The following is a 24,658-nucleotide window of genomic DNA, read 5'->3' as shown; positions in this document are numbered from 1 at the left end:
AGTGCACCTCCCGGGGGACGAGCGCCCGTCGAGGTGCCCCGGACGCGTTACGCAGTCGTCACACGACGGTGCTTGTCAGCCGGGCGGCGCCCGGCCAGGGTGGCGCGATGGAGCAGGTCGTGGCCGGGCGGGCCGCCTCGTGGGCGGGCGCGGGCGCCGCGCGCGCCGTGCTGTCGGCCGGCCTCATCGTGCTCGCGCTCGTCGCCGCGTGGGAGGCGTACAAGGGGCTCGGCGCGGCCCTCGGCGGCACGTGGCCCGGGACGGACGTCCGGCTGCCCGTCCGGCCCGACGACCGGACGATGCCGCACACGTGGGAGATCGTCGCCACGCTCTTCGAGCCCGCCCGCCGCGGCGGCGAGGAGGTCCTCCTCGTGATCCTCGCCCGGGCCGCGTTCTACACGTGGCGGATCGCGGTCGTCGGCTTCCTCGTCGGCTCGGTCGTCGGTCTGCTGCTCGCGGTGCTGCTGGTCCGCTCCCGCGTGGCCATGCGGGGCCTCATGCCGTACGTCATCGCGTCGCAGACGGTCCCGGTCCTCGCGATCGCGCCGCTCCTCATCTCCTTCGCCCGCCGCGAGCAGGTGCCGATCTGGGTGCCGGTCGCGTTCCTGTCCGCCTACCTCGCGTTCTACCCAGTGACCATCGCCGCCGTCCGGGGGCTGCGCTCCCCCGCCACGACGGCGACGGAGCTGTTCCGCTCCTACGCCGCACCACCACGGACCGTGCTGCTGCGCCTGCAGCTGCCGGCGGCGCTGCCGTTCCTCTTCCCGGCGCTGCGGATCGCCGCGACCGCCTCCGTGATCGGTGCGATCGTCGGGGAGCTGCCGGCCGGGCAGTCCGACGGGCTCGCACGGCAGATCCTGTCCTTCGCGTCGAGCTTCTCCGCCGCGCCGGAGAAGCTCTTCGCCTCCGTGCTCGTCTCCGCGCTGCTCGGGGTGCTCTTCGTCGGGCTCGTCGCGCTCGTCGAGCGCCTCGTCGTGCCGGCGCCGCTGCGGCACACCGACCCGGCGGAGCGGACCGGCACCGCTCCCACCGGCACCGCCCCCACCGGCACCGCCCGACCGCTGGTCGGGACGACGTGAGCACCCCCGCCCTCCACCTCGCCGACGTGGGGATGGTGTTCCCCGCGCCCGGCGGCCCGGTCACCGCCCTCGAGCACATCGACCTCGACGTCGAGGCAGGCGAGTTCGTCTCCCTCATCGGCCCGTCGGGGTGCGGCAAGTCGACCCTCCTGCGCCTGCTCGCCGACCTGCTGCAGCCCACGAGCGGCAGCGTGCTCGTCGACGGCGCGGACCCGCACCGGGCACGCCTCGACCGCACCTACGGCATGGTGTTCCAGGCCGCGACGCTGCTGGAGTGGCGGCGGGTGCGGGCCAACGTCGAGCTGCCGCTGGAGATCATGGGCGTCGCCCGGGCCGAGCGCCGCGCCCGCGCCACCGAGATGCTCGCCCTCGTCGGGCTCGCCGAGTTCGCCGACGCCTACCCGTGGCAGCTGTCCGGTGGCATGCAGCAGCGGGTGGCGATCGCCCGCGCCCTCGCGTTCCGGCCTGCCGTCCTCCTCATGGACGAGCCGTTCGGGGCCCTCGACGAGATGACGCGGGAGCGCATGCAGGCGGAGGTGCTGCGGATCTGGGGCGAGACCGGCACCACGGTCGTCTTCGTCACCCACTCCATCCCGGAGGCGGTGTTCCTGTCGACGCGGGTCGTCGTGATGTCCCCGCGCCCGGGGCGCATCGCCGACGTGGTCGAGGTGGACCTCCCCCGCGAGCGCGACGACGACACCCGCGAGGACCAGCGCTTCTTCGCGCTCACCACGCGGGTGCGGGACGCCCTGCGGAAGGTCGACGCCGACGCCGGGAGCCCCCGGTCGTGAGCGCCCGGGGCCGGGTCGCGGGCGCGGCGCCCGCCGTCGCGCTGTTCGTCGGCACCCTCGTCGCGCTCGAGGTCGTGCTGCGGATCAGCGGGGCGGAGTCGTTCATCCTCCCCACGCCGTCGGAGGTCGTGGCGGCGATCGTGGCGGAGTGGCCGGACCTGCTGTCGGCCGGGCTCGCGACCCTCGCGGGGGCGGTGAGCGGTCTGCTCGTCGGCGCGTCCCTCGCCGTCCTCGCCGCGGCCGCGTGCGCCCGGTGGACGCCTGTGCGGCGCGGTGCCCTGCCGCTCGCCGTCGCCGTCAACTCGATGCCGATCATCGTGCTCGCGCCCGTCGCCAACGCGTGGTTCGGTCTGCTGAGCCCGCTCGGCACCGTCTTCGTGGTGGGTGTGCTCGTGTTCTTCCCCGTCATGGTCAACGTCCTGCGGGGCCTGCTGTCGACGACGCCGGCGCAGCGGGAGCTCATGGCCTCCTACGCCAGCGACCGCCGCTCGACGCTGCAGCGGCTCCAGGTGCCGACCGCGCTGCCGTTCCTGTTCTCCGCGCTCACGGTGGCGGCGCCGCTCAGCCTCATCGGCGCGATCGTCAAGGAGTACTTCGGCGGGCCGCAGGACCGGCTCGGGCAGTACATCACGACGAAGGCGGCCCTCTTCCAGTTCGCGGAGGCGTGGGCCGCGATCGTCCTCGCGTCCGTCTTCGGGATCTCCCTCTACCTCGTCGTCGCGTTCCTCGAGCGCCGCCTCATGCCCTGGCACGTGTCCGTCCGCGCGACGAGCACCGCCTGACCCGCCCGACCCGCCCGTCCCACCCACCGTCACCAGGAGGTCCCAGTGACAGCACGGTCCCGTTCCCTCGCTCCCGCGGTCGCGCTCCTCACCGCGGCCGCCCTCGGGGTCGCCGCCTGCGGCGGCGCCGACGACACGGGCGACCCCGACGAGGCGGCGTCCGGCGCAGCCACCGACGCCGCAGCCGGCGGCGACGGCGAGCTGACCCCCGTCAGCCTGCAGCTGCAGTGGTTCGCCCAGGCGCAGTTCGCCGGCTACTACGCCGCGCTGGAGGAGGGCTTCTACGAGGAGGAGGGTCTCGACGTCAGCATCCTCGAGGGGGCGGTCGACATCGTGCCCCAGCAGGTCGTCGCCACCGGCGGCGCGGACTTCGGCATCGCGTGGGTGCCGAAGGCGCTCGTGTCGAACACCGAGGGCGCGGGGCTCGTCAACGTCGCCCAGGTGTTCCAGCGCTCGGGGACGCTCATGGTGTCGTGGGCGGACTCCGGCATCACCGAGCCCGCCGACTGGGCGGGGAAGACGGTCGGCAACTGGGGCTTCGGCAACGAGTACGAGCTCACCGCCGCCATCGAGCAGGAGGGGGTGGAGGACGTCGAGCTCGTCGCACAGAACTTCGACATGGAGGGCCTGCTGAGCCGCGACCTCGACGCCGCCGAGGCGATGATCTACAACGAGTACGCGCAGCTGCTCGAGGCGGTGAACCCCGACACCGGCGAGCTGTACCAGCCGGAGGACTTCACCGTCATCGACTTCAACGACGTCGGCACCGCGATGCTCCAGGACTCCCTGTGGGTGACCGAGGACTACGCCGCGGAGAACGGCGAGACGATCGAGGCGTTCCTCCGCGGCACGTTCCGCGGCTGGATCTTCTGCCGCGACAACCCGGACGCGTGCGTCGAGCACGTCCTCGCCGCCGGGCCGACCCTCGGCACGAGCCACCAGACGTGGCAGATGAACGAGGTCAACGCCCTCATCTGGCCCTCCCCCGGCGGGATCGGCGTGATGGACGAGTCGCAGTGGGAGCAGACCGTCCAGGTCGCCACGAGCCAGATCCCCGAGCTCGAGGGCGCGGAGGTCGACGACTCCGCCTACGACTCCTCCTTCGCGGAGTCGGCCGTCGCCGAGCTCGAGGAGGAGGGTCTCGACGTCACCGGTGAGGGTTTCGAGAAGACCGAGGTGCAGCTGGAGGAGGGCGGGGTCTGACCCCGGCCGCCCGCCTCACGCGCGACGGCCCCCCGCCCGGGAGGGCGGGGGGCCGACGCGCGTCGTGCCGGTGTCAGTCGATCGACACGATCGTGGGGGCGATGGCGCCCTCGTAGCCGACCCAGCCGAGGTACTTCGCACCCTCGGTCAGCCCGGACCACGTGGCCCGGAACGACGTCGGCTCCCCCGTCGACACGTCGAGCGGGTTCGGCTCGGCGGTGAACCCGCCGAGCGTCGTCGACGGCGTGACGGCGTACGTCGTGTACTCGAACGCGGCGCTGCTCTCGCCCGGCGCGTTCGCGTAGTTGCTGAGCACGGCGTAGTAGATGCCGGGAACCGGGGCGAGGACGTCGACCCGCTCGTCGGCCGCGCCCGTCGCCGACTGCCCGACGAGGGCGACCAGCGCGGTGCCGGCGGCGTTCATCCGGTAGACCGTGAGGTCGAGGTCGGCCTCGTCGTTCACCGCGTCGAGGTCGAAGCGCGCGAAGGACGTCCCGGCCGGGATCGTCGTCCGCACCGCGCCCTGCTGACCCTGGGCGAACGTCGCCGCGACGGTGTTCCCACGCGCCAGGCCCTGGGTCTCGAGAGCGAGCTCGCCCTCGAAGCCGGGGGTGATCTCGACGTCGACCGCGCCGTCGGCGACCGCACCGCTCACCTCGGCGGGCGCCGCGACCGACACCGGGCGCAGCGCGACCGGCATGCGGACCGTCGTCGGGCCCTCCAGGGTGACGAAGCCCGTCGCCCAGTCGGCGAGCGTGGCGTCGGTGCGGGTGAAGGTGAGGTCGACCGAGGTCGAGCGCTTCCCGGAGGCGTCGCCCCGCACGGTGTCGACCGAGGTCGTCACCTCGTAGCCGGGCACGTCGACGCTGACGTCCCACGTGCCGGCCTGGAGGGCGCGGAACGTCCGGGTCACCGTCTGCGGGCCGGCCTGCTGCCCGATCGCGATCGACGGGTAGTTGAGGTCGGTCGTCGCGAGGGGCTCGTACTCGCTGCCCGGCTCGCCGAGCTGCAGCCCCTGGCCGGCGTAGAAGCGGGCCCACTCCTCCTCGCCCGCCTCGAGCACGAGACCCGGACGGAGCATCTGGGCGGGGTCGACGAACCCGGCGCCCTGGACGAAGGGGTCGGTCTCGGCGTCGCCGTCGGTGTCCTTGATGTCGTCGGCGGTCGTCATCATCGCCGACTTCACCGTGCTGGGGTGCCACAGCGGGTTCTCGCCGAGGACGAGCGCCCCGAGCCCCGCGACGTGCGGGCTCGACATCGACGTGCCCGAGATGGCGTTGAAGTCGTTGCCGTTGTTGGGGCCGGGGGCCACGGCGGCCACGACCGCGACGCCCGGGGCAGCGATGTCGGGCTTGATGATGTCGCTGCCCGCCGCGAGCGTCGGGCCCCGGGAGGAGAACCCGGCGATCTGCGGGAGCGGCGTCGGCTCGCCGCCGGTGGTGTCGCCGACCTCGAAGGCGACCGTCGCGCCTGCGACGGACCCGACGTAGTCCTTGATCTCGGCGCCCGCGACCTCGTCGACGTGGACCGTGGGCACGGAGTGGAAGTCGGGGTCGAGGCTGCTGGGGGCGACGTTGGCGAGCACCGTGCCGACACCGCCGGCCTGCGCGACCGCGAGGGACTTGTCGACGCGGGCGATGACGCCGCGGTCGCAGACCACGACCTTGCCGTCGACGAGGGCGGGGTCGAGCGTGCCGGGGTAGCACAGCGTCGCCTCGTCCGGGTCCGCCCCGGCGAGGGCGACCTCGCTCGACAGGACCGCCTCGGTGGCGGCGAGCGGGGACTGGATGACGCTGGCGCCGAGGTACGTCTCCCCGTTGCCGAGCACGACCGTGCCCTCGTCCCGCTTGAAGGTGGTGGCGCCGACCGTCATGACCCACGGGCTGTTGTGGGCCGTCGTCGACGAGCCGGGGCCGGAGTTGCCGGCCGACGCGGCGACGAAGACGCCCGCGTTGGCGGCGTTGTAGAAGGCGAGCTCGACGGCGTCGACGACCGTGGTCGTCGTGCCGGAGATCGAGTAGTTGAGGACGTCGACGCCGTCGACGACCGCCTGCTCGATGGCCCGGAGGGAGTCGGCGGTGTAGCAGCCGCCCGTGTTCGGGTCGTCGTCCTCCCAGCACACCTTGTACACGGCGAGCTTGGCGCCGGGCGCCATGCCGGAGCCCTCACCGAGGTCGATGCCGTCGATGCTCATCGGCACGCCGTCGTTGCCCGCCGCGGTGCCGGCGGTGTGGGAGCCGTGCCCGTCGCCGTCGCGGGCGGACAGGTACTCGAACTCACCGCGGTTCGCCTCGGGCACGTTCGCGACGAAGGAGTCGGCGAAGTACCGGGCGGTGACGAGCTTGTCGTTGCAGAGGTCGGCGCTCTCCCAGCCCTCGCCGAGCTCGCACTCGCCCCGGAACACGGTGCGGTCGCCCTTCAGCATGTAGACCTCACCGTCGGCGGTGCGGAACGGCGTCCCGACGAGCGGGTTCCGGCCGACGACGCGGCCCTTGCCGTCGGTGCGCAGCCCGTTGCCGGTGCGCAGGCGCTCACCCGCGAACGACGGGTTCTCGGGCCACACGCCGGTGTCGAGGACACCGACGACGACGCCCTCGCCCGCGGCGTCCGGACCGCCGACCTGCTCCCACAGGCCGCCCTCTCCGTCGAGGCCGAGGAACTCGGGGGTCTGGACGGTGTCGATCGAGCGGACCTCGTTCGGGACGACGGCCGTGACGCCCGGGAGGGCGGCGAGCTTCGTCGCCTGGGACCCGTCGAGCTCGGCGGCGAAGCCGTTGAGCGCGACCTGGTAGGTGTACGTCGCCTCGGCGTCGACCTCGTCGAGGAGGTCCGCCTGCGCGGAGGCGAGCCGGTCGGCGTAGCGGCGCACGTCGCGACCGGTGACGTCGACGGCCTCGCCCTCGGCGGGCCGGGTGGCGGCGTAGCCGGGGACGCCGCCGTCGTAGGAGGCGACGGCGGGCTCGTCGAGCAGGACGACGTAGCTGCCGTCGTCGTAGGGCAGCGGCGCGGCGGTCGCGGGGGTGCCCGCGAGCGCGACGCCGCCGACGGCGGTGGCCGTGGCGGCGAGCCCGGCGACGACGCACCGGACCCTTCGGGTGGCAGAGATCACGGTGGGAGTTCTCCTCATGGGCTGGGACCTGCGCTGCGGCGCGGGACAGCGGGACCTTCCGTCAGGGAACTCTCGGGGTCAAGGAGTCACCGGGATGAGTTACCGCCTCGTTACACTGCTGTGACCGAGTGTCACGGAACCGGACATACCGGGGCGATGCGTGCGGACCGGTCCCGACCTGCGACGGCCAACCCGTGGACAACGCCACTCCGGACGCATCACTGGTCACCCTACGTGACGGCCTGGGCTGCGGGGATGCAGGGCCAGATCCTCCGGCCGGGCGCGTTTGCCTCCGCGCACGTCGGGTACCCCGAAGTCGCGCGGCGGGAACCGCGGGTCAGGGTCACAGGAGCGCAGGGGTTGTTGTGAAGGTCCCGGTTCCCGCCGCGCCCACGGGTGCCGGCCTCCGGCCACACGTCAGACCGACGAGGGCTCGCGCCGGCGCCGCAGCAGCGGCGAGTCGTTGCACCCCCGTATCGGGGTCAGGCGGCGCCGCGGGAGCGGTCACGCCGCCCGTGCACCGGGCCCTCGGCCACCTCGCGCGCCGTCCGCCGCAGGGTGGCGCGCGCCTTGAGCGGCGGCAGCGTGAGCAGCTCGAGCACCGACCGCTCGAGCGCGTCCTGGGCGTCCTGGGTCCGCTCCCCCGGGGCCACGTCCGCGCTGCCCTCGGCACCGAGCGCCGCGACGACCGGCGCGATGCTCACCCCGTCCTCCCACAGGTCGACGACCCGCGGGTCCACGTAGCTGCTGCGGGCGACCGCCGGGGTGTTGCCGAGGTGCTCGGCGACCTCCCGCATGACCCCGGCGACGGTCCTCGTGCGTCGGGTCCTCGACAGCTCCTCCGCCGGGCCCGCGTCGGCGAGGGACCGCGCCGCCAGGACGGTCGCGTGCCACGTGCGGAAGTCCTTCGCCGTCGTGTCGGGCCCGACGACCTCCTGGACGAAGTCGTTGACGTCGCCGCTCGTCACGTCCCGCCACCGGGTGCGGCCCCCGTCACGCACCCGCCACGCGAGCAGCTCCTCGCTGCTGTCGCGGCGCCGCTTCAGCGTCCGGACGACCTCGGCGCACGCCTCGTCCTGCAGCACGAGGCGCCGCCGCTGCCCGTGCTTGGCGCGGTAGTCGAAGACGATCCCCTCGGCCGACACACGGACGTGGTCCCGCCGCAGGGTGGCGAGGCCGAACGAGCCGTTGTCCGCCGCGTAGCTCTCGCCGCCCACCCGGAACAGGCCGAGGTCGAGCAGGCGGAAGGCCGCCGCGAGGACGTGCTCCCGGGACATGTCCCCGCGCGCGAGGTGGGTCGCGACCGCGCGCCTGGCCTCGGGCAGCCGTGCCGCGATGTCGAGGACGCGCTGGTGCTTCGCCTCGTCCCGGGCGGCCCGCCACTGCGGGTGGTAGAGGTACTGGCGCCGGCCGGCGTCGTCGGTGCCGACGGCCTGCAGGTGGCCGTTCGGCCACGGGCAGATCCACACGTCCGACCACGCAGGCGGGATGACGAGCTCGCGGCAGCGGGCGACGACCGCCGGGTCGTCGACCTTCCGCCCGTCGGCGTCGAGGTACACCCAGCCCCGGCCGGCGCGACGACGGGTCAGACCGGGCTCGGACGGGGTGGCACGGCGGAGGCGGGGCACGGCGCTGCAGTACCCGCAGGACGCGGTCGGCATGCCGCGACGCGCGGGCGGGTACCGCTGTGGCAGCCCGACGACCCGACCGCCGGGTCGACCCCCACCGAAGGAGACACCTCATGAGACGCCAGCTCGTGCGCTGGGTCGCCGTCGCCGTCGCCGTGCCCCTCGCGGCGGCCGCGGCCCGCAAGGTCGCCGACACCGTCGAGGAGCGCCGCGGCCCGAAGTCGAAGGTCGCCCGGGGCCTGCGGAAGGCCGCGGACACGGTCCGACCCGACAAGAAGCGCTGACAGCTCACGACCACGGCCGAGGGGGCCCGCACCGGACGGTGCAGGCCCCCTCGTCGCGTGGTGCGGCGCCTGTCAGCCGTCCGCGGGGACGAGCCTCCGGTGGTCGGCCACCCGGGAACAGCCCGCGCGATGCACCCGTTGCGCCCTCCGTGCGAGCAGCCTTCTTCGACAGCTACGGCGACGCCGACGTGCTCCGGGTCGGGGAGCTCCCCGACCCCGGGCCGGGACCGGACGACGTCGTCGTCCGGGTGCGCGCCGCCGGGGTCAACCCCGTCGACCACAAGATCCGCGCCGGGTACCTCGACGGCGCGTTCCCCTCCGCCTTCCCCGTCGTGCCCGGCTGGGACGTCGCCGGCACGGTCGAGGCGGTCGGCCCCGCCGTCACCGCGTTCGCGGTCGGCGACCGGGTCCTGGGGTACGTCCGCAAGGACCACGTGCAGCACGGGACGACCGCCGAGCTCGTGCGCGCCGCCGTGCGCCACCTCGCGCCCCTGCCCGACGGCGTCGGGTTCGAGCAGGCCGCCGCCCTCCCCCTCGCCGGCCTCACGGCGCTGCAGGCGGTCGAGGCGGCGGGGGTGCAGGACCGCGAGACCGCCCTCGTGCACGCCGCCGCAGGTGGTGTGGGGCACCTCGCCGTGCAGCTCGCGCGGCTGCGGGGCGCCCGCGTCCTCGGCACCGCCAGCGAGGCCAACCACGCGTCGCTGCGCGACCTCGGCGCCGAGCCGGTGACGTACGGCGACGGGCTCGCGGAGCGCGTGCGGACCGTCCTGGGCGGGGCCGCCGTCGACGCGAGCATCGACCTCGTCGGCGGCGACGCGCTCCCCGCCTCCTTCGCCGTCACATCCGACCCGGGCCGCGTCGTCTCGATCACCGACGCCGCGACGGTGCTCGGCGGCGGCGGTCGGTACGTCTTCGTCCGCCCCGACAGCGCGCAGCTCGCCCACCTCGCGCGCCTCGTCGAGGACGGCTCGCTCCGCGTGCACGTCCGCGGGACGTACCCCCTCGAGCGCGTGGCCGAGGCCCACCGCGACGTCGAGGCCGGCCACGGCGCGGGAAAGGTCGTCGTCACCGTCTGACGCCACCCCGACCGGCACCCTGTGTCCGGCCCCCTCGGTAGGTTGAGCGCCGCCGGGAACGGGACGAGGGCTCGACGACGACGAGGGGGTGGGGGCGTGCTGGTCGTGCACCGCGCCGAGCGCGCGACCGCCCTGGCCGACGCCCTCGCCGACCTCCTCGCCGACCCGCTCCCCGACCCGTTCGCCGCCGAGGTCGTCGCCGTGCCCGCGAAGGGCGTCGAGCGCTGGCTGGCGCAGCGGCTGTCGCACCGGCTCGGCACGTCGGGACCGGGCGACGGGGCGGGCGGCGGGCCGGGTGACGGGGTGTGCGCCAACGTCGACTTCCCCTCCCCCCGGCGCATGCTCGACGGTGTGAGCACGACCGCCGCACCCGAGGTGGCGGGAGCCCTCGCGGCGTGGGACCCCGAGCGGCTCGCGTGGCCGCTCCTCGAGGTCCTCGACGAGTCCCTCGACGAGGAGTGGTGCCGCGTGCCGCGCCGCCACCTCCTCGTCGCCGGCACCCCCACCGGACGCCGGTTGAGCCTCGCCACCCACCTCGCCCGCCTGTTCGACACGTACGCGCGGTCCCGGCCGGAGATGCTGAGGCGCTGGGCCGAGGCCGAGGCGGTGGTCCCGTGCCAGGGCGGGTGGACCGCGGTCGAGGAGCACGAGCAGTGGCAGCCCCTGCTGTGGCGGCGCGTCCTCGACCGGGTCGGGGGCACCGACCCCGTGCGGCTGCGGGACGAGGTCTGCGCCGCCGTCCGCGAGCGCCCCGGCGACGTCTCGGCCCCGCACCGGCTCAGCGTCTTCGGGCCGAGCCGCCTGCCGCGCACGGACCTCGACCTGCTCGCCGCCCTCGCGGAGCACCGCGACGTGCACGTGTGGCTCCACCACGCCTCCCCCGCCCTGTGGCAGACGGTCGCGGACCGCCCCGCGGTGGTGCGGCGGGCCGACGACCGCACGCCGGTGCGGAACCCGCTGCTGCGCAGCCTGTCCCGGGACGTGCGCGAGCTCCAGCAGCTGCTCCGCGCCCACGCCCCGGCGGCGACGACCCTCCACCACGAGCCGCACGAGGACCCGCCGGGTCGACCGAGCACCCTCCTCGAGCGGCTGCGCGCCGACCTCGTCGCCGACCGGGTCCCGCCCTCGCCCACCCCGCTCCTCGCGGGCGACCGCAGCGTCCAGGTCCACGCGTGCCACGGCCGCACCCGGCAGGTGGAGGTGCTCCGCGACGTCGTCGTGGGCCTGCTCGCCGACGACCCGACCCTCGAGCCCCGGGACGTGCTCGTCATGTGCCCGGACGTCGAGACCTTCGCGCCGCTGCTCGCCGCGGCCTTCGCGTCCGACAGGGACGGCGGCGGGGACGACGGCGGGGACGACGGCGGGGACGACGGGTACCGCTCCCGGGACGCGCACCCGGCGTCCCGGCTGCGGGTGCGGGTCGCCGACCGCGCGCTGCACCAGTCGAACCCGCTCGTCGCCGTGCTCGACCGGCTGCTGGAGCTCGCGTCCGGCCGCCTCACCGCGAGCGAGGTCCTCGACCTCGCCGGCCACCCGGCGGTCGCCCGCCGCCTCGGTCTCGACGAAGAGGCCGTCGAGCGGTTGCGGGACTGGGTCGGCGAGGCGGGCGTCCGGTGGGGGCTCCACCGCGAGCACCGGGCGGAGTGGCACCTCCAGCACGTGGGGGACGGCACGTGGCGCCGGGGGCTCGACCGGCTCGTGCTGGGCGCGGCGGTCGAGCCCGGCCGCGGCACCGACGCCGGGCCGGTCGCGGGGCTCGTGCCCCTCGACGACGTCGACTCCGCCGACCTCGACCTCCTCGGCCGCGTCGTCGAGCTCCTCGACCGGCTCGACGCGGCCCGCGCCGAGCTGTCCGTGGCCCGCACCCGCCGGTCGTGGGCGGACGTGCTCGAACGCGCCACCCTGCGCCTGGCCGCGCCCGAGCGGGACGCGGCGTGGCAGGAGATCCAGCTGCGGGAGGTCCTGGAGGAGGCGCTCATGCCCGGCGCGCCCGACCCCGGGACGGGGGCGGCGCCCACCGGCGCAGGGGCCGGTCCGTCCCTCACCGTCGCCGAGCTGCGCCCTGTGCTCCGCGACGCGCTCGCGGGCCGTCCGACCCGCACGGGGTTCCGGACCGGCGCGCTCACCGTGTGCACGCTCGTCCCCATGCGGTCCGTGCCGCACCGCGTCGTCGCGCTCCTCGGCCTCGACGACGGCGCCTTCCCCCGCCGGACCGTCCGCGACGGCGACGACCTGCTGACCCGCGAGCCCTGGGTGGGCGACCGCGACCCCCGCAGCGAGGACCGCCAGCTCCTGCTCGACGCGATCGGCGCCGCCGGCGAACACCTCGTCGTGACGTTCACCGGCCACGACGAACGGACCGGGGCCCCCGTGCCGCCCGCGGTCCCCGTCGGTGAGCTCCTCGACGCCGTCGACCGCACCGTCGTCGGCGCGGACGGCAGCCCCGGCCGCGAGGCCGTCACGACCCACCACCCGCTGCAGCCGTTCGACCCCCGGGCCTTCACCCCGGGGGCCCTGGGGACGGACCCCGACGGGCGGCCGTTCGGCTTCGACCCGCGCGCCCACCGCGGCGCCGTCGCCGCCGCCCGCGAGCGGGCCGCACCCCCGCCGCTGCTCGGCCGGGCACTACCTGCGCCGCCGCCGACCGACGTCGCCCTCGACGACCTCGTCCGCCTCCTCGTCCACCCGGCCCGGCAGTACCTCCGCCAGCGGCTGCAGCTGTCGCTGGCCGAGCGCGACGACGACCCCGACGACGCCCTCCCGGTGCAGCTCGACGGCCTCGGGCGCTGGGGAGTCGGGGACCGGCTCCTGCGGGACCGCCTCGCCGGGCTCGACATCGCGACCGTCGCCTCGCTCGAGCACGGCCGGGGCGTGCTCCCCCCGGGCCCGCTCGGCGCCCGGGTGCTGCAGGAGGTCGGCGGCCAGGTCGAGGCCCTCGTCGCGGCGGCCGAGCCCTGGCACGTCCACGAGCCGGAGTCCTACGACGTCGCCGTCGACCTGGGGGACGGCACGCGGCTCACCGGCACGGTCGGGGGCGTCCGGGGCGACTGCCTGGTGTCGGTCGCGTTCTCCTCGCTCGCCCCGAAGCACCGGCTCGCCGCCTGGGTGCGCGTGCTCGCGCTCGCCGCGTGCGGGCCCGAGCGGCCCTGGCAGGCCGTGACCCTCGGCCGGGGCACGGGCCGGGACAGGACCCGCTGCGCGCGCAGCCTGCTGGGGCCGGTCGCCCCCGACCACGCGACCGCGGTGCTCCGGGACCTCGTCGCCCTCCACCGCGCCGGTCTCGCGGAGCCGCTGCCGCTGCCGTGCGCGACGGCCGGTGCGTACGCGGGGCGCCGCCACGAGGGCACCCGGATCACGATCGCCCGCACGGTCGCCGGGCAGAAGTGGGCCGACAGCGACAACGGCTACGGCGGTGAGCAGTCCGAACCCGAGCACGTCCTCGTCCACGGAGGCGTCGTCGGACTCGACGGGCTCCTCGCCGCCCGGGCGACGGCCGCCGACGCCGGTTCGGTGGTCCCGCACGTCGCCGCGGAGGAGGAGGGCGACCGGTTCGGGGTGCTCGCCCGGCGCCTGTGGTCGCCGCTGCTCGCGGCGGAGACGAGGGACGTCCTGTGAGCGCGTCGCCGCTGCGCGGGCTGCTCGAGCCCGATCCGGAGCCGTTCGACCTCGAGGGTCCGCTGCCGGTCGGCACGTCGGTGCTCGAGGCGAGCGCGGGGACCGGCAAGACCTTCACGATCGCGCGGCTCGTGTCGCGCTACGTCGCGGAGCAGGACGTCCCGGTCGACCGGCTCCTCGTCGTGTCGTTCAGCCGCGAGTCCTCCCGCGAGCTGCGGGAGCGGGTGCGCGGCCGGCTCGTCGAGGACAGGGGGGACGCCGCAGCAGCCGGGGCCGACGACCGCGTCGACCGGCTCGAGCGCGCGCTCGCCGACTTCGACGGCGCGACCGTCACGACCACCCACGCGTTCTGCCACGCCATGCTGCGCGAGCTCGGCACCGCCGCGGACCACGACCGGGACGCCGTCCTCGTCGAGGACCCGTCCGACCTCGTCGCGGAGGTCGCCGACGACCTCTACGTCCGCAAGTGGGGCGCGCCGGGCGCCGAGGACCGGCCGGCGCTGGACGTCGACACGTTCCGCCGGCTCGCGCGCGAGGTCGGCCTCGACCTCGCGACCCCGCTCGTGCCCGACCCGTCGGAGGCCGCCGACGAGGCGACCCGCCTGCGCGTCCGCGTCGCCGCGGCGGTCCGGGCCGAGGTGGCCCGACGCACCCGCGCGGGCCGGCTCCTCACCTACGACGACATGGTGCTGCGGCTGGACGACGCCCTCACCGACCCCGCGACCGCCGCCGTCGCCGCCGCGCGCATGCGCTCCCGGTTCACCGTCGTGCTCGTCGACGAGTTCCAGGACACCGACCCCGTCCAGTGGCGCATCCTGCGACGGGCCTTCCACGGCCACGCGACCCTCGTGCTCGTCGGCGACCCCAAGCAGGCGATCTACGGCTTCCGCGGCGCCGACGTCGCGGCGTACCTCGACGCCCGCGCCGCGACGACCGGGCGGGCCACGCTGCCGCGCAACCACCGCAGCGACCCCGGCCTCGTGCGCGGGCTCGCGGGGCTGCTCGGCGGCGCGGCGCTCGGCGACGAGCGGATCCGGGTGCGTCCGGTCACCGCCGCCCACGACGGCCAGGTGGTGGACGGCCCCGCGGTCGGGGCGCCGGTCGAGCTGCGGGTCCTCCGGCGGGAGGGGCTGGCGGCGCACGACCTCACGGGCGCGGGACTCGTCACCGCGCGCGCCGCCCGCGCGGCCGTGCAGGAGGACTGCGCGCGCCGGGTCGTCGAGCTCCTCGACGGCACCACCCTCACCCCCCGGGGCGGTACCGCCCGCCCGCTGCACCCCGGCGACGTCGCCGTCGTCGTGCGGTACAACTCCGAGGCGCTCGCGATCCAGGCCCGCCTGCGCGAGGCCGGGGTGCCCGCGGTCGTGTCCGGCCGCACGAGCGTGTTCGCCACCGAGGCCGCGGAGGAGTGGCAGCGGCTCCTCGAGGCGCTGGAGCAGCCGCACCGCACCACCCGGGTGCGCCGGCTGGGGGTCGGCCGCCTCGTCGGGCTCACCGCGGCCGACCTCGACGGCGACGCCCCCGCCGTCGACGACCTCGCCCTGCGCCTCCGCGGCTGGGGCCGCGTCCACGCCGAGCGTGGGGTGGCGGCCCTCTTCGAGCGCGTGCAGTCCGACCTGCGGGTGCAGGAGCGACTGCTCGCGCAGCCCGACGGGGAGCGCGTCCTCACCGACCTCCGCCACGTCGCCGAGGTGCTCCACGAGGAGGCGGTGGTCGGGGACCTCGGCCTCACCGCGCTCGCCTCGTGGCTGTGCCGGCGGCGCAGCGAGGGCACCGACGCCACGGTGGAGCGCAGCCGGCGGCTGGAGACCGACGCCGACGCCGTGCAGGTCCTCACCTCCCACACGAGCAAGGGACTGGAGTTCGCCGTCGTCCTCGCGCCCTCGCTGTGGAACCACTACACGGGCCGGCCCCCGCTCCACCCCCTGTTCCACGACCGCCGCGGGGTCCGCACCCGGGACGTCGGCGGTCCCACGGGACCCGACTTCGGCGAGCACGTCCGGCTGCACCAGGACGAGGAGGCGGCCGAGGAGCTGCGGCTCGCCTACGTCACCCTCACCCGCGCGCAGGGCAAGGTCGTGACGTGGTGGTGCCCGACCACCAACACGCCCTCGTCGCCGCTGCAGCGCCTGCTGCTCCACGACGACCCGGGCACCGTCGCCCCGTTCCGTGTCCCCGTGCCCTCCGACGCCGAGGCGGTGCGGGCCTTCCACAGCCGCGCGGCGACGACCGGCGCCGCGCTCGACGTGCTCCCCGTGCCGGCGCCCGGCTCCGCGCCGGTCGGGACGTGGCAGCCGCCCCCGCGACCGACACCCCGGCTCGCGCTCGCCCGGCTCGACCGGGCGCCGGACGCGGGGTGGCGGCGCACGTCGTACAGCGCGCTCACGCACGCCGCCCACGAGGCGGTGTACGGCCTCGGGCCCGGACCGGGTGGCCCGACGCCCGCGCCCGCCGACGAGCCGGAGACCGGCCGGACGGACGACGAGCCCGACGCCGGGCCCGGGACGCTCACCGGCGCGCCGGTCCCGCGCCGGGGCGACGCGGGCGCCACCGCCGACGCGCACCTGCTCGACGTCCCCTCCCTGTGGCACGACCTCGCGGGCGGCACGGGCTTCGGCACCCTCGTCCACCTCGCGCTCGAGCGCTACGAGCCCGGCGGGGACGTGGCGGCGCTGGTCGGGCGGCTCGCCCAGGGCGGCGCCGACGTCCCCGCTCTCGTCCGCGCGCTCGACGTCGCGCTCGCGACGCCGCTCGGCCCGCTCGCCGACGGTCTCGCGTGGGCGCAGGTCCCCGTGGCGGACCGGCTGCCCGAGCTCGACTTCGAGCTGCCGCTGGCAGGCGGCGACCGGCCCGACCCCCGCCACGCCGCCGGCGCCACGCTCGCCGGGCTCGTCGCGCTGTGGCGGGAGCACGTGCCGAGCGGGCGACTCGCCGGGTACGCCGACGCCCTCGAGCAGCTGCCGGTCGCGCGCGGCGAGGCGACCCTGCGCGGCTACCTCGCGGGCTCCGTCGACGCCGTGGTGCGGGTGGGTGCGCCCGGGGCGGAGCGCTACCTCGTCGTCGACCACAAGACGAACCGCCTGGCCCCCCGCGAGGAGGCCCTCACCGCCTGGCACTACCGCTCGGAGGCGCTCGAGCACTCGATGGTCGAGGCGCACTACCCGCTGCAGGCGCTGCTGTACGCCGCGGCGCTCCACCGCTACCTGCGCTGGCGCCGCCCGGGCTACGACCCGGAGCAGCACCTCGGCGGCGTCCTCTACCTGTTCCTGCGCGGCATGAGCGGCCCCGGGGTGCTCGACGACGCCGGCGAGGCGCCCGGGGTCCTCGCGTGGCGACCACCCACCGCCCTCGTCGTCGGCCTGTCGGACCTGCTGGCGGGAGGTGCCGGGTGAGCGTGGCGTCCCCGTGGTCGGCGGACCTCGCCCTGCGCGCCGAGGGCGTGCTGCGCCTCATGAACGACGCCGGCGTCCTCACCGCCGCCGACGTCCACGTCGCGTCCCGGCTCGGCGTGCTCGTCGGCGAGGGCGACGAGCGGGTGCTGCTCGCCGCCGCCCTCGCGGTGCGCTCGACGCGGCAGGGCTCCGTGGTCGTCGACCTGTCGACCGTCGCGGCCACCGCCGTCCCGGACACCGACGAGCACGTCGCCGACGCCGGCCACGCCGCCACCTCGTCCGCCACCTCCTCCGCCATCTCCTCCGTCACCTCGGCCGCCACGGACGGCGGGACCACCGGACCGCTGCCGTGGCCGGAGGTGGGCGCGTGGGTGGCGGCGTGCGCCGCGAGCCCGCTGACGGTCGGCGAGGACGCCCCGCTCCGGCTGCGCGGAACGCGCCTGTGGCTCGCGCGCTACGACGCGCAGGAGCAGCTCGTCGCCGACGAGCTCCTCCGGCGCACCGCCGACCGCCCGGACGACCTCGACCTCGCCGTCCTGCGAGCGGGGCTCGACCGGCTCTACCCCGACGCCGACGCCGACCAGCGCCTCGCCGCTGCGGTGTGCGCGCTGTCGCGGGTCTCGGTGCTCGCCGGGGGCCCCGGCACCGGCAAGACGACGACGGTGTCGAAGGTCCTCGCGCTGCTCAAGGAGCAGCACCCCTCGTGGCGGGTCGCGCTGGCGGCGCCGACCGGCAAGGCGGCGGCGCGGCTGGACGAGGCCGTGGCCGCGTCGAGCGGGACGCTCCCGGCGGTCGACCTCGAGCGGCTCGGCCGCCTCGAGGGCACCACGGTGCACCGCCTGCTCGGGTGGCGGCCGGGATCCCGGTCGCGGTTCCGGCACGACCGCGCGAACCGGCTGCCGTTCGAGGTGGTCGTCGTCGACGAGGCCTCGATGGTCCCGCTCACGCTCATGGCGCGCCTCCTCGAGGCGCTCCGCGACGGGACCCGGCTCGTGCTCGTCGGCGACCCCGACCAGCTCGCCTCCGTGGAGGCCGGCGCCGTGCTCGGCGACCTCGTCGACCGCGACGCCCTCCGGCAGCGCACCGCCCGCACCGCCGCCGCCCTCGACGCGGTCGTCCCCGGTCACGGTGCCGTCGTCGTCCCGGCCCGCCCTGCCGCGTACGTGCAGGACGGCATCGCGGCGCTCACCGTCAACCACCGCTTCGACGCCGCCAGCGCCATCGGACGCCTCGCCGAGGCCGTGCGGAGGGGTCGCGTCGACGAGGTCGTCGACCTCCTCCGCTCCGGCGACGAGAGCGACGCGGGTCCCGCCGGCGACGCACCCGGACCGCGTGGCGTCGAGCTCGTCGAGGTCCCCGACGACGCCCCGCCCGGGGCGGAGGCGCTCGCGGCCGTCGAGCGCGACGTCGTCACCTGGGGCTCGGCGATGCGGCGCTCCGCGCTCGCGGGCGACGCGGTCGGCGCCCTCCGTGCGCTCGACACCCACCGGCTGCTGTGCGCCCACCGGCGCGGCCCCCGCGGCGTGCAGCAGTGGGAGGCCCTCGCGCTGCGCTGGCTCGTCTCGGCCGACCCCGACCTGCTGACGGCGCGCGCCGACGGCCACCACCCCGGTGAGCCGCTGCTCGTCACGGCGAACGACTACGAGGTCGCCCTCTTCAACGGCGACACGGGCGTCGTGGTCGCGGAGCCGCCCGGCGCACGCGGGACGGGGCCCCGCGCGTGGTTCGCCCGTGGTCGCGCGCCGGTGGGCATCCCGCTGGTCCGGCTCGGCGCCGTCCGCCCGGTGCACGCGATGACGGTCCACCGCAGCCAGGGCTCCCAGTTCGACCGCGTCACCGTCGTGCTGCCCGCCGCGGACTCCCCGCTGGCGACCCGGGAGACCCTCTACACGGCGGTGACGCGGGCCGTCGCGCACGTGCGCGTCGTCGGCTCGGTCGACGCCGTCGCGGCCGCCGTGCGCACCCCGGCCGCACGCGCGAGCGGGCTGCGCGGACGACTCGGCGGCGAGCCCGGACCCTGACGGGGCCGGTCGACTTCCGACGGCCCCGTCCACGATCCGACTGATCGTTCGACAGGTATTGCCGGGAAGGCGACAGAACGGGTAGGTGTGTGCTGCCAGAACCTGCCGATCGAAGGAGAACACCTCGTGAGAACGCGAGTCGTCGCCGCCTGCGCCACCGGGCTGCTCACCGCCGGCGTCCTGTCCGGGATCGCGGCACAGCCCGCCAGCGCCGAGCCCGCCCACACCCCCGGCGGCCCGTGCCTGCAGGAGGACCAGACCGTCACCCTCAGCAGCGTCGCGGACTACGAGGACGTCGAGCGCCGCCTCGCGACCATCGAGGCGAACAGCGACGGCCGGGTGAGCGTCGAGAGCGCCGGGTTGTCCGGCGAGGGCCGTGAGCTGTACTACGCGACGGTCGGCACGGGGGACACCGTGTTCTGGCTGCAGGCCCGCATCCACGGCAACGAGCTGCAGTCCACGCAGGCGGTGCTCCACATCCTCCAGGAGCTCGGCCGCAGCAACACGCCCGAGGCCCGCAGCATCCGGGAGAACCTCACCGTCGTCGTCATCCCCATGTACAACCCGGACGGCGCCGAGGCCAACATCCGGCAGAGCACCACGCCGACCCGCACCGACCTCAACCGCGACTGGGAGAACTTCGTCCAGCCGGAGTCCGTCGCGTTCTGGGAGCTGTTCGCCGAGGTGCAGCCGGACCTCGGGCTCGACCTGCACCACATGAGCTCCGCGCCGCGGGTCGCCGGGACCGACGACCTCAACCAGTTCCAGATCGGCGCGCGGACCGTCGACCCCGCCCGGCTCACGGACGAGCAGTGGGCCACCGCCCGGCAGATGGCAGAGGTGAGCCTCGACGCGCTCGACGGCTACGGCCAGACGCACGTGGCCCGCTACCCCGACATCGACATCACGAACGCCGCGCTGTCGCGGATGCTGCTCGGCGGCACCGCCCCGGCCGGTGAGACGCCGCTGTCGCAGGACGTCGTCCAGGGCGCGATCTTCTACGAGGTGCGCTCGGTCGGGCAGAAGAGCAACGGCTACCTCGCCACCCTCTTCGAGCGGCCCACCATGGCCGTCCTGGCCGCGGCCGCCGACGGCTCGCTGTTCACGAGCGACTGGGCCGACTACGACGCGCTCCCCTACGCCGACCGCGGCTCCTGCGGCGTCTGAGCCAGCGCACCACCTGCACGACCTGCACCGCCCGCGCCGCCCCCGGTCCGCCCGGGGGCGGCGCGGTCGTATGGGGCGCAGCAGGGGTGGGTGCGGCACGGGCGGGGTACCTCCCCGGAATGAGACGACCGACCAGGTGGCGCCGGGCAGAGGTCCTCGACGTCGGGACGTGGCAGGAGCAGGTCCGCGACGGCACCCGGCCCCGCGCGAGCGTCGTCGTGCTCGACGTCGAGCCGTGGGTCGCGCACTGGCGCACCGGGCAGCGGGAGCTCGACGACGCCGTCGAGCGGCTCGGGCGGGAGTGGGGCGACCAGCACGTCCACGTCGTCACCAACTCGGCGCGCGGCGTGTCCGACGGCCTCCTCCCGGCGTCGTGGCGCTACCTGCGCGTCGCCCGCAAGCCGTTCACGCGCCTGCAGGTCCCGCCCGGCGCCGTCGTGGTCGGCGACCAGCCCCTGCAGGACGGCCTGCTCGCCTGGCGGCTCGGGGCGACGTTCGTCGCGGTGCCGCTGCCGCGGGACGCCCCGCTGTGGGCGCGGCTGCTCCACGCCGCCAGCACGCCCGTGTCCCGGCTGTGGCTGCGCCGGGTCACCGCACCGGAGCCCGAGCAGGTGCACTGACCTGCTGCCCGGTGCGCCTACCGTGGAGCCATGCGGGCAGCGCTCTGCCAGGTCGCCTCGACGTCGGACCCGGCGCACAACCTCGAGCTGGTGCGCGACGGCATCCGCACCGCCGCGGACGCCGGCGCCGAGCTCGCCGTGTTCCCCGAGGCGACGATGGCCCGCTTCGGGACCCGGCTGCGCGACGTCGCGCAGCCGTGCGACGGGCCGTGGGCGGACGCCGTGCGCGAGGCCGCGGCGCGCGCGCACCTCACGGTCGTCGTCGGCATGTTCACGCCCGCCTCCGACGGCGACCGCGTCCGCAACACGCTTCTCGTCACCGGGCCCGGGTGCGACACGCACTACGACAAGATCCACCTGTTCGACGCCTTCGGCTCGCGGGAGTCGGACTGGGTGGAGCCCGGGGACCGCACGGTCGTCGTGAGCGTCGACCACACCCGGGTCGGCGTCGCCACGTGCTACGACGTCCGCTTCCCGGCGGTGTTCACGTCGCTGGCCCGGCAGGGCGCCGAGGTCGTCGTGCTGCCCGCCTCGTGGGGCGACGGTCCGGGCAAGGCCGAGCAGTGGGAGCTCCTCGTCCGGGCCCGGGCGCTCGACTCCACGTCGTGGCTGCTCGCGTGCGACCAGGCCGAGCCCACGACCGCCGGCCTCGAGCCGCTGCCCGGGTCCGCCGGCGGCATCGGGGCGAGCCTCGCGGTGTCCCCGACCGGGCAGGTCGGGGCCCGCGCCGGCGCAGCCCCGGAGGTCCTCGTCGTCGACGTCGACACCGACGAGGTGGCGGCCGTCCGCCAGCGCCTGCCCGTCCTGCGGCACGCCAGGGGGCTCCACCCGCCGGGCTGAGCTCCGGCGGGTGCACGGGCGGCCCCGCTCTGCCAGCCTCGTCGCCGTGGCCCCGGACCCGCCGCACGCCGGCGTCGTCGTCGACGTCGACGACCTCGCGGGCCTCGCCGGCCTCCGGCACCCGCTCGTCGCCCTGTGGCGCGCGACGTCGCAGACCGGGGCCGACCGCACCCCCGGGCACGGGGTGCCCGGGCTCGTGCGGCACCTGTCCGGCGTCGGGGAGGGCAGCCCGCCCGGTCCGGTGGTCTACCTGTGCCGCTGGCCCGGACGGCTCCTCCCCCGCGTCCGGCGCGCGCTCCACGCCCGCGGGCTGCCGCCCGGCCGCGTCCTCGTCACGACCGACCCCGGCGGCGATCTCCCCCGCGTGCTGTCCGACGGCCCCCACCGCTGGTACCTCGTCGGCGACGACACCGAGGACCTGACCGCCCTGTTCCTCGACTCGGCCGGTGAGCACCCCGCCCGCGTGGCCGCCGTGCTCCTGCGGCAGACGGCCCCCCACGGGGGCGTCCGGCTCACCGGGCCGGACCTCGTCGACCGGATGGGCGAGGTGCCGGTGGTCCGCGCGCCCGACGGCGGAGCGCTCCGGTCACGACTGCAGGAGCGTGAGGACGCCGAGCCGGCGGACCCCGCCGTCGCCGCGTGGCTGCTCAGCGCGCACCAGCTCGGCAACGACCGCTCCCGTGTCCCGCTGTGGTGCACGGGCAACCTCGTCGAGCCCCTCGTGCACGGCCGCACGTACTTCCCGGCGCTGCTCGAGGCCCTCGCCGCAACCGGTGAGGGCGACCTCGTCATGCTGTGCGACTGGCGCGGCGACCCCGACGAGCGGCTGACGGACGACGGGCCGACCGTCGTGGAGGCGCTGGCCGCCGCCGCGGACCGCGGCGCCGTGGTGAAGGGCCTGCTGTGGCGCTCCCACTGGGACCGCCTGCAGTTCTCCTCCGAGCAGAACCGGAACCTGTCGGAGGGCCTGGTGGACCACGGCGCCGAGGTGCTCCTCGACCAGCGGGTGCGCCCGCTCGGCAGCCACCACCAGAAGGTCGTCGTCATCCGCCACCGCGACGACAGCCGCCGCGACGTCGCGTTCGTCGGCGGGATCGACCTCGCCCACAGCCGCCGCGACGACGCCGACCACGGCGGCGACCCGCAGGAGCAGGTCTTCGCCGACCCGTACGGCGGATCTCCCGCGTGGCACGACGTCCAGGTCCGGCTCCGGGGACCGGTCGTGCGCGCTGTGGAGGACACCGTCCGCGAGCGCTGGCAGGACCCGGCCGTCCTGTCGCGCCTGCCGTGGCACGTCGTCCCCGACCTCGTCCGCGGCACGGACCGCGACCCGGACGCGCTGCCGCCGCCCCGACCGGAGCCGCCGCCCGCCGGCAGCGCGACCGTCCAGCTGCTGCGCACCTACCCGAACCGCTGGCCCGGCTACCCGTTCGCCCCCGACGGGGAGCGCACCGCCGCGCGCGGGTACGCCAAGGCGCTGCAGCGCGCCGAGCGGCTCGTCTACGTCGAGGACCAGTACCTGTGGTCGACGGACGTCGCCCGCGTCTTCGCCGCGGCCCTGCACCGCTGCCCGCGCCTCCACCTCGTCGCCGTCGTACCGCGCTTCCCCGACCAGGACGGCCGGCTGGCGGCGAGGTCGGCGCTGCTCGGGCACGTGCAGGCCCTCGAGGTCGTGCGCTCGGCGGGTGGCGACCGCGTCCACGTCCTCGACGTGGAGAACCGGGCCGGGGAGCCGGTGTACGTCCACGCGAAGGTGTGCGTCGTCGACGACGTGTGGGCGACGGTCGGCAGCGACAACTTCAACCGCCGCTCGTGGACGCACGACTCCGAGCTCACCGCCGCCGTCCTCGACGGCGAGCGCGACGAACGGGAGCCCCGCGACCCCGGCGGGCGGGGCGACGGCGCCCGGCGCTTCGCCCGGGACCTGCGGCTGCGGCTGTGGCGGGAGCACCTCGACACCGGCGACGACACCGGGCTCCTCGACCCCGACGAGGCGGTCGCGACGCTGACGGCGAGCGCCGCCCGGCTCGACGCGTGGCACGAGGGCGGCCGCCAGGGAGCGCGGCCGCCGGGACGGCTCCGCCCCCACCGGGTCGAGGCGCCGCCGCGCGGGCTGCGGCTGCTCGCGTCCCCGCTCTACCGGACCGCGTTCGACCCCGATGGCCGGCCGCCGCGGATGCGGTGGCGGGGGCTGTACTGAGCGACCTCGACCGACGCTGTCACACCGGGAACGGCCGGACGACCTCCGGCATGGGCGACTGCGTCGACAGGGTCCGCTTCAGCGGGGCGACCCGGACGACGTTCGGGCCGCTCATCGCCTCGACGAGCCGTCCGTCGCCGAGGTAGATCGCGACGTGGTTGATGCGGCCGGTCGAGGTGTTCCGGTAGAAGACGAGGTCGCCGCGACGGGCCCGGGCCAGCGGCGCGTGCACCAGCCGCGGGTGGCGGTAGAACTCGTAGGACGTCCGGTACGTGGGCTCGACGTGCCGGTCGACGGAGATCGGCTGCGGGTCCAGTCCCGCCCGGTAGAGGCACTGCAGCACCAGCCCCGAGCAGTCGACGCCCTCGTGCGGGCGGCCGGCCCCGCCCCACACGTACTCGTGCCCGACGTACGTCATCGCGTGCTCGACCATCGTCTCGACGCGACGGGCCCGCCCCGCCGACAGCCCCCAGCGCGGGGTGGCCTGCCACCGGTCCATGCCCCAGCTGCGACCGGTCGCCATCGCCCCCCACGTCCGCCAGTCGACGACACCGTCGACTCGCAGGCCGTTGGCGCGCTGGAAGTCCTTCACCGCCGCGAGCGTCGTGGCGTCGACCGCCTCCCAGCTGCTCGCGGGCAGGCCGAGGCGGTGCTGGACGACCTTCACCTTGATGCCCGTCCAGCCCGGGACCAGCGGGTGGTGCCCCTTCGCGGGGGTGATGCTCGCGACGGGCGCGAGCGGCGTGACGGCGGCCGACGCCGGGCCGGTCAGGAGCCCGGCCCCGACCGCGCCGGGGACGAGGACGGCACCACGCAGGAGGGAACGACGCGACAGGCTCATGCCCCCTCAT

Annotated in this window: 16 protein-coding genes; 13 read left to right on the top strand and 3 right to left on the bottom strand. The window is 76.1% G+C overall.

Annotation, left to right across the window (positions count from 1 at the left end):
• The first annotated feature begins 107 nt into the window (after positions 1-107).
• From WAB14_RS01640 to WAB14_RS01625, 4 genes are read left to right on the top strand one after another with little or no spacing between them, the layout of a single operon-like run.
• Complete coding sequence (locus WAB14_RS01640) at positions 108-1,079, top strand: ABC transporter permease (protein ID WP_340266730.1); 972 nt, start codon at positions 108-110, stop codon at positions 1,077-1,079.
• Positions 1,076-1,870 (top strand): ABC transporter ATP-binding protein, encoded by a 795-nt coding sequence (locus WAB14_RS01635; RefSeq protein WP_377002113.1) that lies wholly within the window; start codon positions 1,076-1,078, stop codon positions 1,868-1,870. The genes WAB14_RS01640 and WAB14_RS01635 overlap by 4 nt, the downstream gene beginning before the upstream one ends.
• Positions 1,867-2,652 (top strand): ABC transporter permease, encoded by a 786-nt coding sequence (locus WAB14_RS01630; protein WP_340266728.1) that lies wholly within the window; start codon positions 1,867-1,869, stop codon positions 2,650-2,652. Before WAB14_RS01635 ends, WAB14_RS01630 begins: the two co-directional genes overlap by 4 nt.
• A gap of 45 nt (positions 2,653-2,697) precedes the next feature.
• Positions 2,698-3,855: an ABC transporter substrate-binding protein gene (locus tag WAB14_RS01625; RefSeq protein WP_340266726.1), complete on the top strand. Its 1,158-nt coding sequence runs from the start codon at positions 2,698-2,700 to the stop codon at positions 3,853-3,855.
• Between the two features lie 73 nt (positions 3,856-3,928).
• On the opposite strand, the gene WAB14_RS01620 is transcribed toward WAB14_RS01625, so the two are convergent.
• Both WAB14_RS01620 and WAB14_RS01615 read right to left on the bottom strand, forming a co-directional pair.
• Positions 3,929-6,964, bottom strand: coding sequence for a S8 family serine peptidase (locus WAB14_RS01620; RefSeq protein ID WP_340266724.1), 3,036 nt, complete (start codon positions 6,962-6,964; stop codon positions 3,929-3,931).
• Between the two features lie 482 nt (positions 6,965-7,446).
• A complete protein-coding gene (locus WAB14_RS01615) occupies positions 7,447-8,592 on the bottom strand; it encodes a DNA topoisomerase IB (RefSeq protein WP_340266722.1) in 1,146 nt (381 codons plus the stop codon).
• Between the two features lie 113 nt (positions 8,593-8,705).
• On the opposite strand from WAB14_RS01615, the gene WAB14_RS01610 reads away from it, so the two are divergent.
• From WAB14_RS01610 to WAB14_RS01570, 9 genes are all read left to right on the top strand, one after another.
• Entirely contained in the window at positions 8,706-8,876 is a 171-nt protein-coding gene (locus tag WAB14_RS01610) for a hypothetical protein (RefSeq protein ID WP_340266720.1), read from the top strand.
• A 149-nt stretch (positions 8,877-9,025) separates the two neighbouring features.
• Positions 9,026-9,952: an NADP-dependent oxidoreductase gene (locus WAB14_RS01605; RefSeq protein ID WP_340266718.1), complete on the top strand. Its 927-nt coding sequence runs from the start codon at positions 9,026-9,028 to the stop codon at positions 9,950-9,952.
• Positions 9,953-10,048: 96 nt separating this feature from the next.
• Positions 10,049-13,567, top strand: a complete 3,519-nt coding sequence (recC, locus tag WAB14_RS01600) for an exodeoxyribonuclease V subunit gamma (protein ID WP_340266716.1) — start codon at positions 10,049-10,051, stop codon at positions 13,565-13,567.
• Positions 13,564-16,959 carry a UvrD-helicase domain-containing protein gene (locus tag WAB14_RS01595; RefSeq protein WP_340266714.1) on the top strand — a complete coding sequence of 1,132 codons (3,396 nt, stop codon included), beginning with the start codon at positions 13,564-13,566 and terminating at the stop codon, positions 16,957-16,959. Before recC ends, WAB14_RS01595 begins: the two co-directional genes overlap by 4 nt.
• Positions 16,956-18,980, top strand: coding sequence for an exodeoxyribonuclease V subunit alpha (recD, locus tag WAB14_RS01590; protein ID WP_340266712.1), 2,025 nt, complete (start codon positions 16,956-16,958; stop codon positions 18,978-18,980). The genes WAB14_RS01595 and recD overlap by 4 nt, the downstream gene beginning before the upstream one ends.
• 126 nt (positions 18,981-19,106) lie before the next feature.
• Positions 19,107-20,147, top strand: a complete 1,041-nt coding sequence (locus WAB14_RS01585; RefSeq protein WP_340266710.1) for a M14 family zinc carboxypeptidase — start codon at positions 19,107-19,109, stop codon at positions 20,145-20,147.
• Between the two features lie 119 nt (positions 20,148-20,266).
• Positions 20,267-20,767 carry a hypothetical protein gene (locus tag WAB14_RS01580; protein ID WP_340266708.1) on the top strand — a complete coding sequence of 167 codons (501 nt, stop codon included), beginning with the start codon at positions 20,267-20,269 and terminating at the stop codon, positions 20,765-20,767.
• A 30-nt stretch (positions 20,768-20,797) separates the two neighbouring features.
• Complete coding sequence (locus WAB14_RS01575) at positions 20,798-21,607, top strand: carbon-nitrogen hydrolase family protein (protein WP_340266706.1); 810 nt, start codon at positions 20,798-20,800, stop codon at positions 21,605-21,607.
• A gap of 46 nt (positions 21,608-21,653) precedes the next feature.
• Positions 21,654-23,807, top strand: a complete 2,154-nt coding sequence (locus WAB14_RS01570; protein WP_340266704.1) for a phospholipase D family protein — start codon at positions 21,654-21,656, stop codon at positions 23,805-23,807.
• Between the two features lie 19 nt (positions 23,808-23,826).
• Here WAB14_RS01570 and WAB14_RS01565 read toward each other — a convergent pair whose 3' ends face one another.
• On the bottom strand, positions 23,827-24,648 hold the full coding sequence (locus WAB14_RS01565) for a C40 family peptidase (protein ID WP_340266702.1): 822 nt from the start codon (positions 24,646-24,648) through the stop codon (positions 23,827-23,829).
• Positions 24,649-24,658: the final 10 nt, after the last annotated feature.

Origin of the sequence: Aquipuribacter nitratireducens, from assembly GCF_037860835.1 — a bacterium.
GTDB classification, from domain to species: Bacteria; Actinomycetota; Actinomycetes; order Actinomycetales; family JBBAYJ01; genus Aquipuribacter; species Aquipuribacter nitratireducens.
This window is presented reverse-complemented; position numbering and strand designations above follow the sequence as displayed.

Excerpts from the sequence above, each read along its gene's own strand:
- WAB14_RS01640 (WP_340266730.1), top strand. The coding sequence starts at position 108 with ATGGAGCAGGTCGTGGCCGGGCGGGCCGCCTCGTGGGCGGGCGCGGGC.
- WAB14_RS01610 (WP_340266720.1), top strand. The coding sequence starts at position 8,706 with ATGAGACGCCAGCTCGTGCGCTGGGTCGCCGTCGCCGTCGCCGTGCCC.
- WAB14_RS01580 (WP_340266708.1), top strand. The coding sequence starts at position 20,267 with ATGAGACGACCGACCAGGTGGCGCCGGGCAGAGGTCCTCGACGTCGGG.
- WAB14_RS01575 (WP_340266706.1), top strand. The coding sequence starts at position 20,798 with ATGCGGGCAGCGCTCTGCCAGGTCGCCTCGACGTCGGACCCGGCGCAC.
- WAB14_RS01565 (WP_340266702.1), bottom strand. The coding sequence starts at position 24,648 with ATGAGCCTGTCGCGTCGTTCCCTCCTGCGTGGTGCCGTCCTCGTCCCC.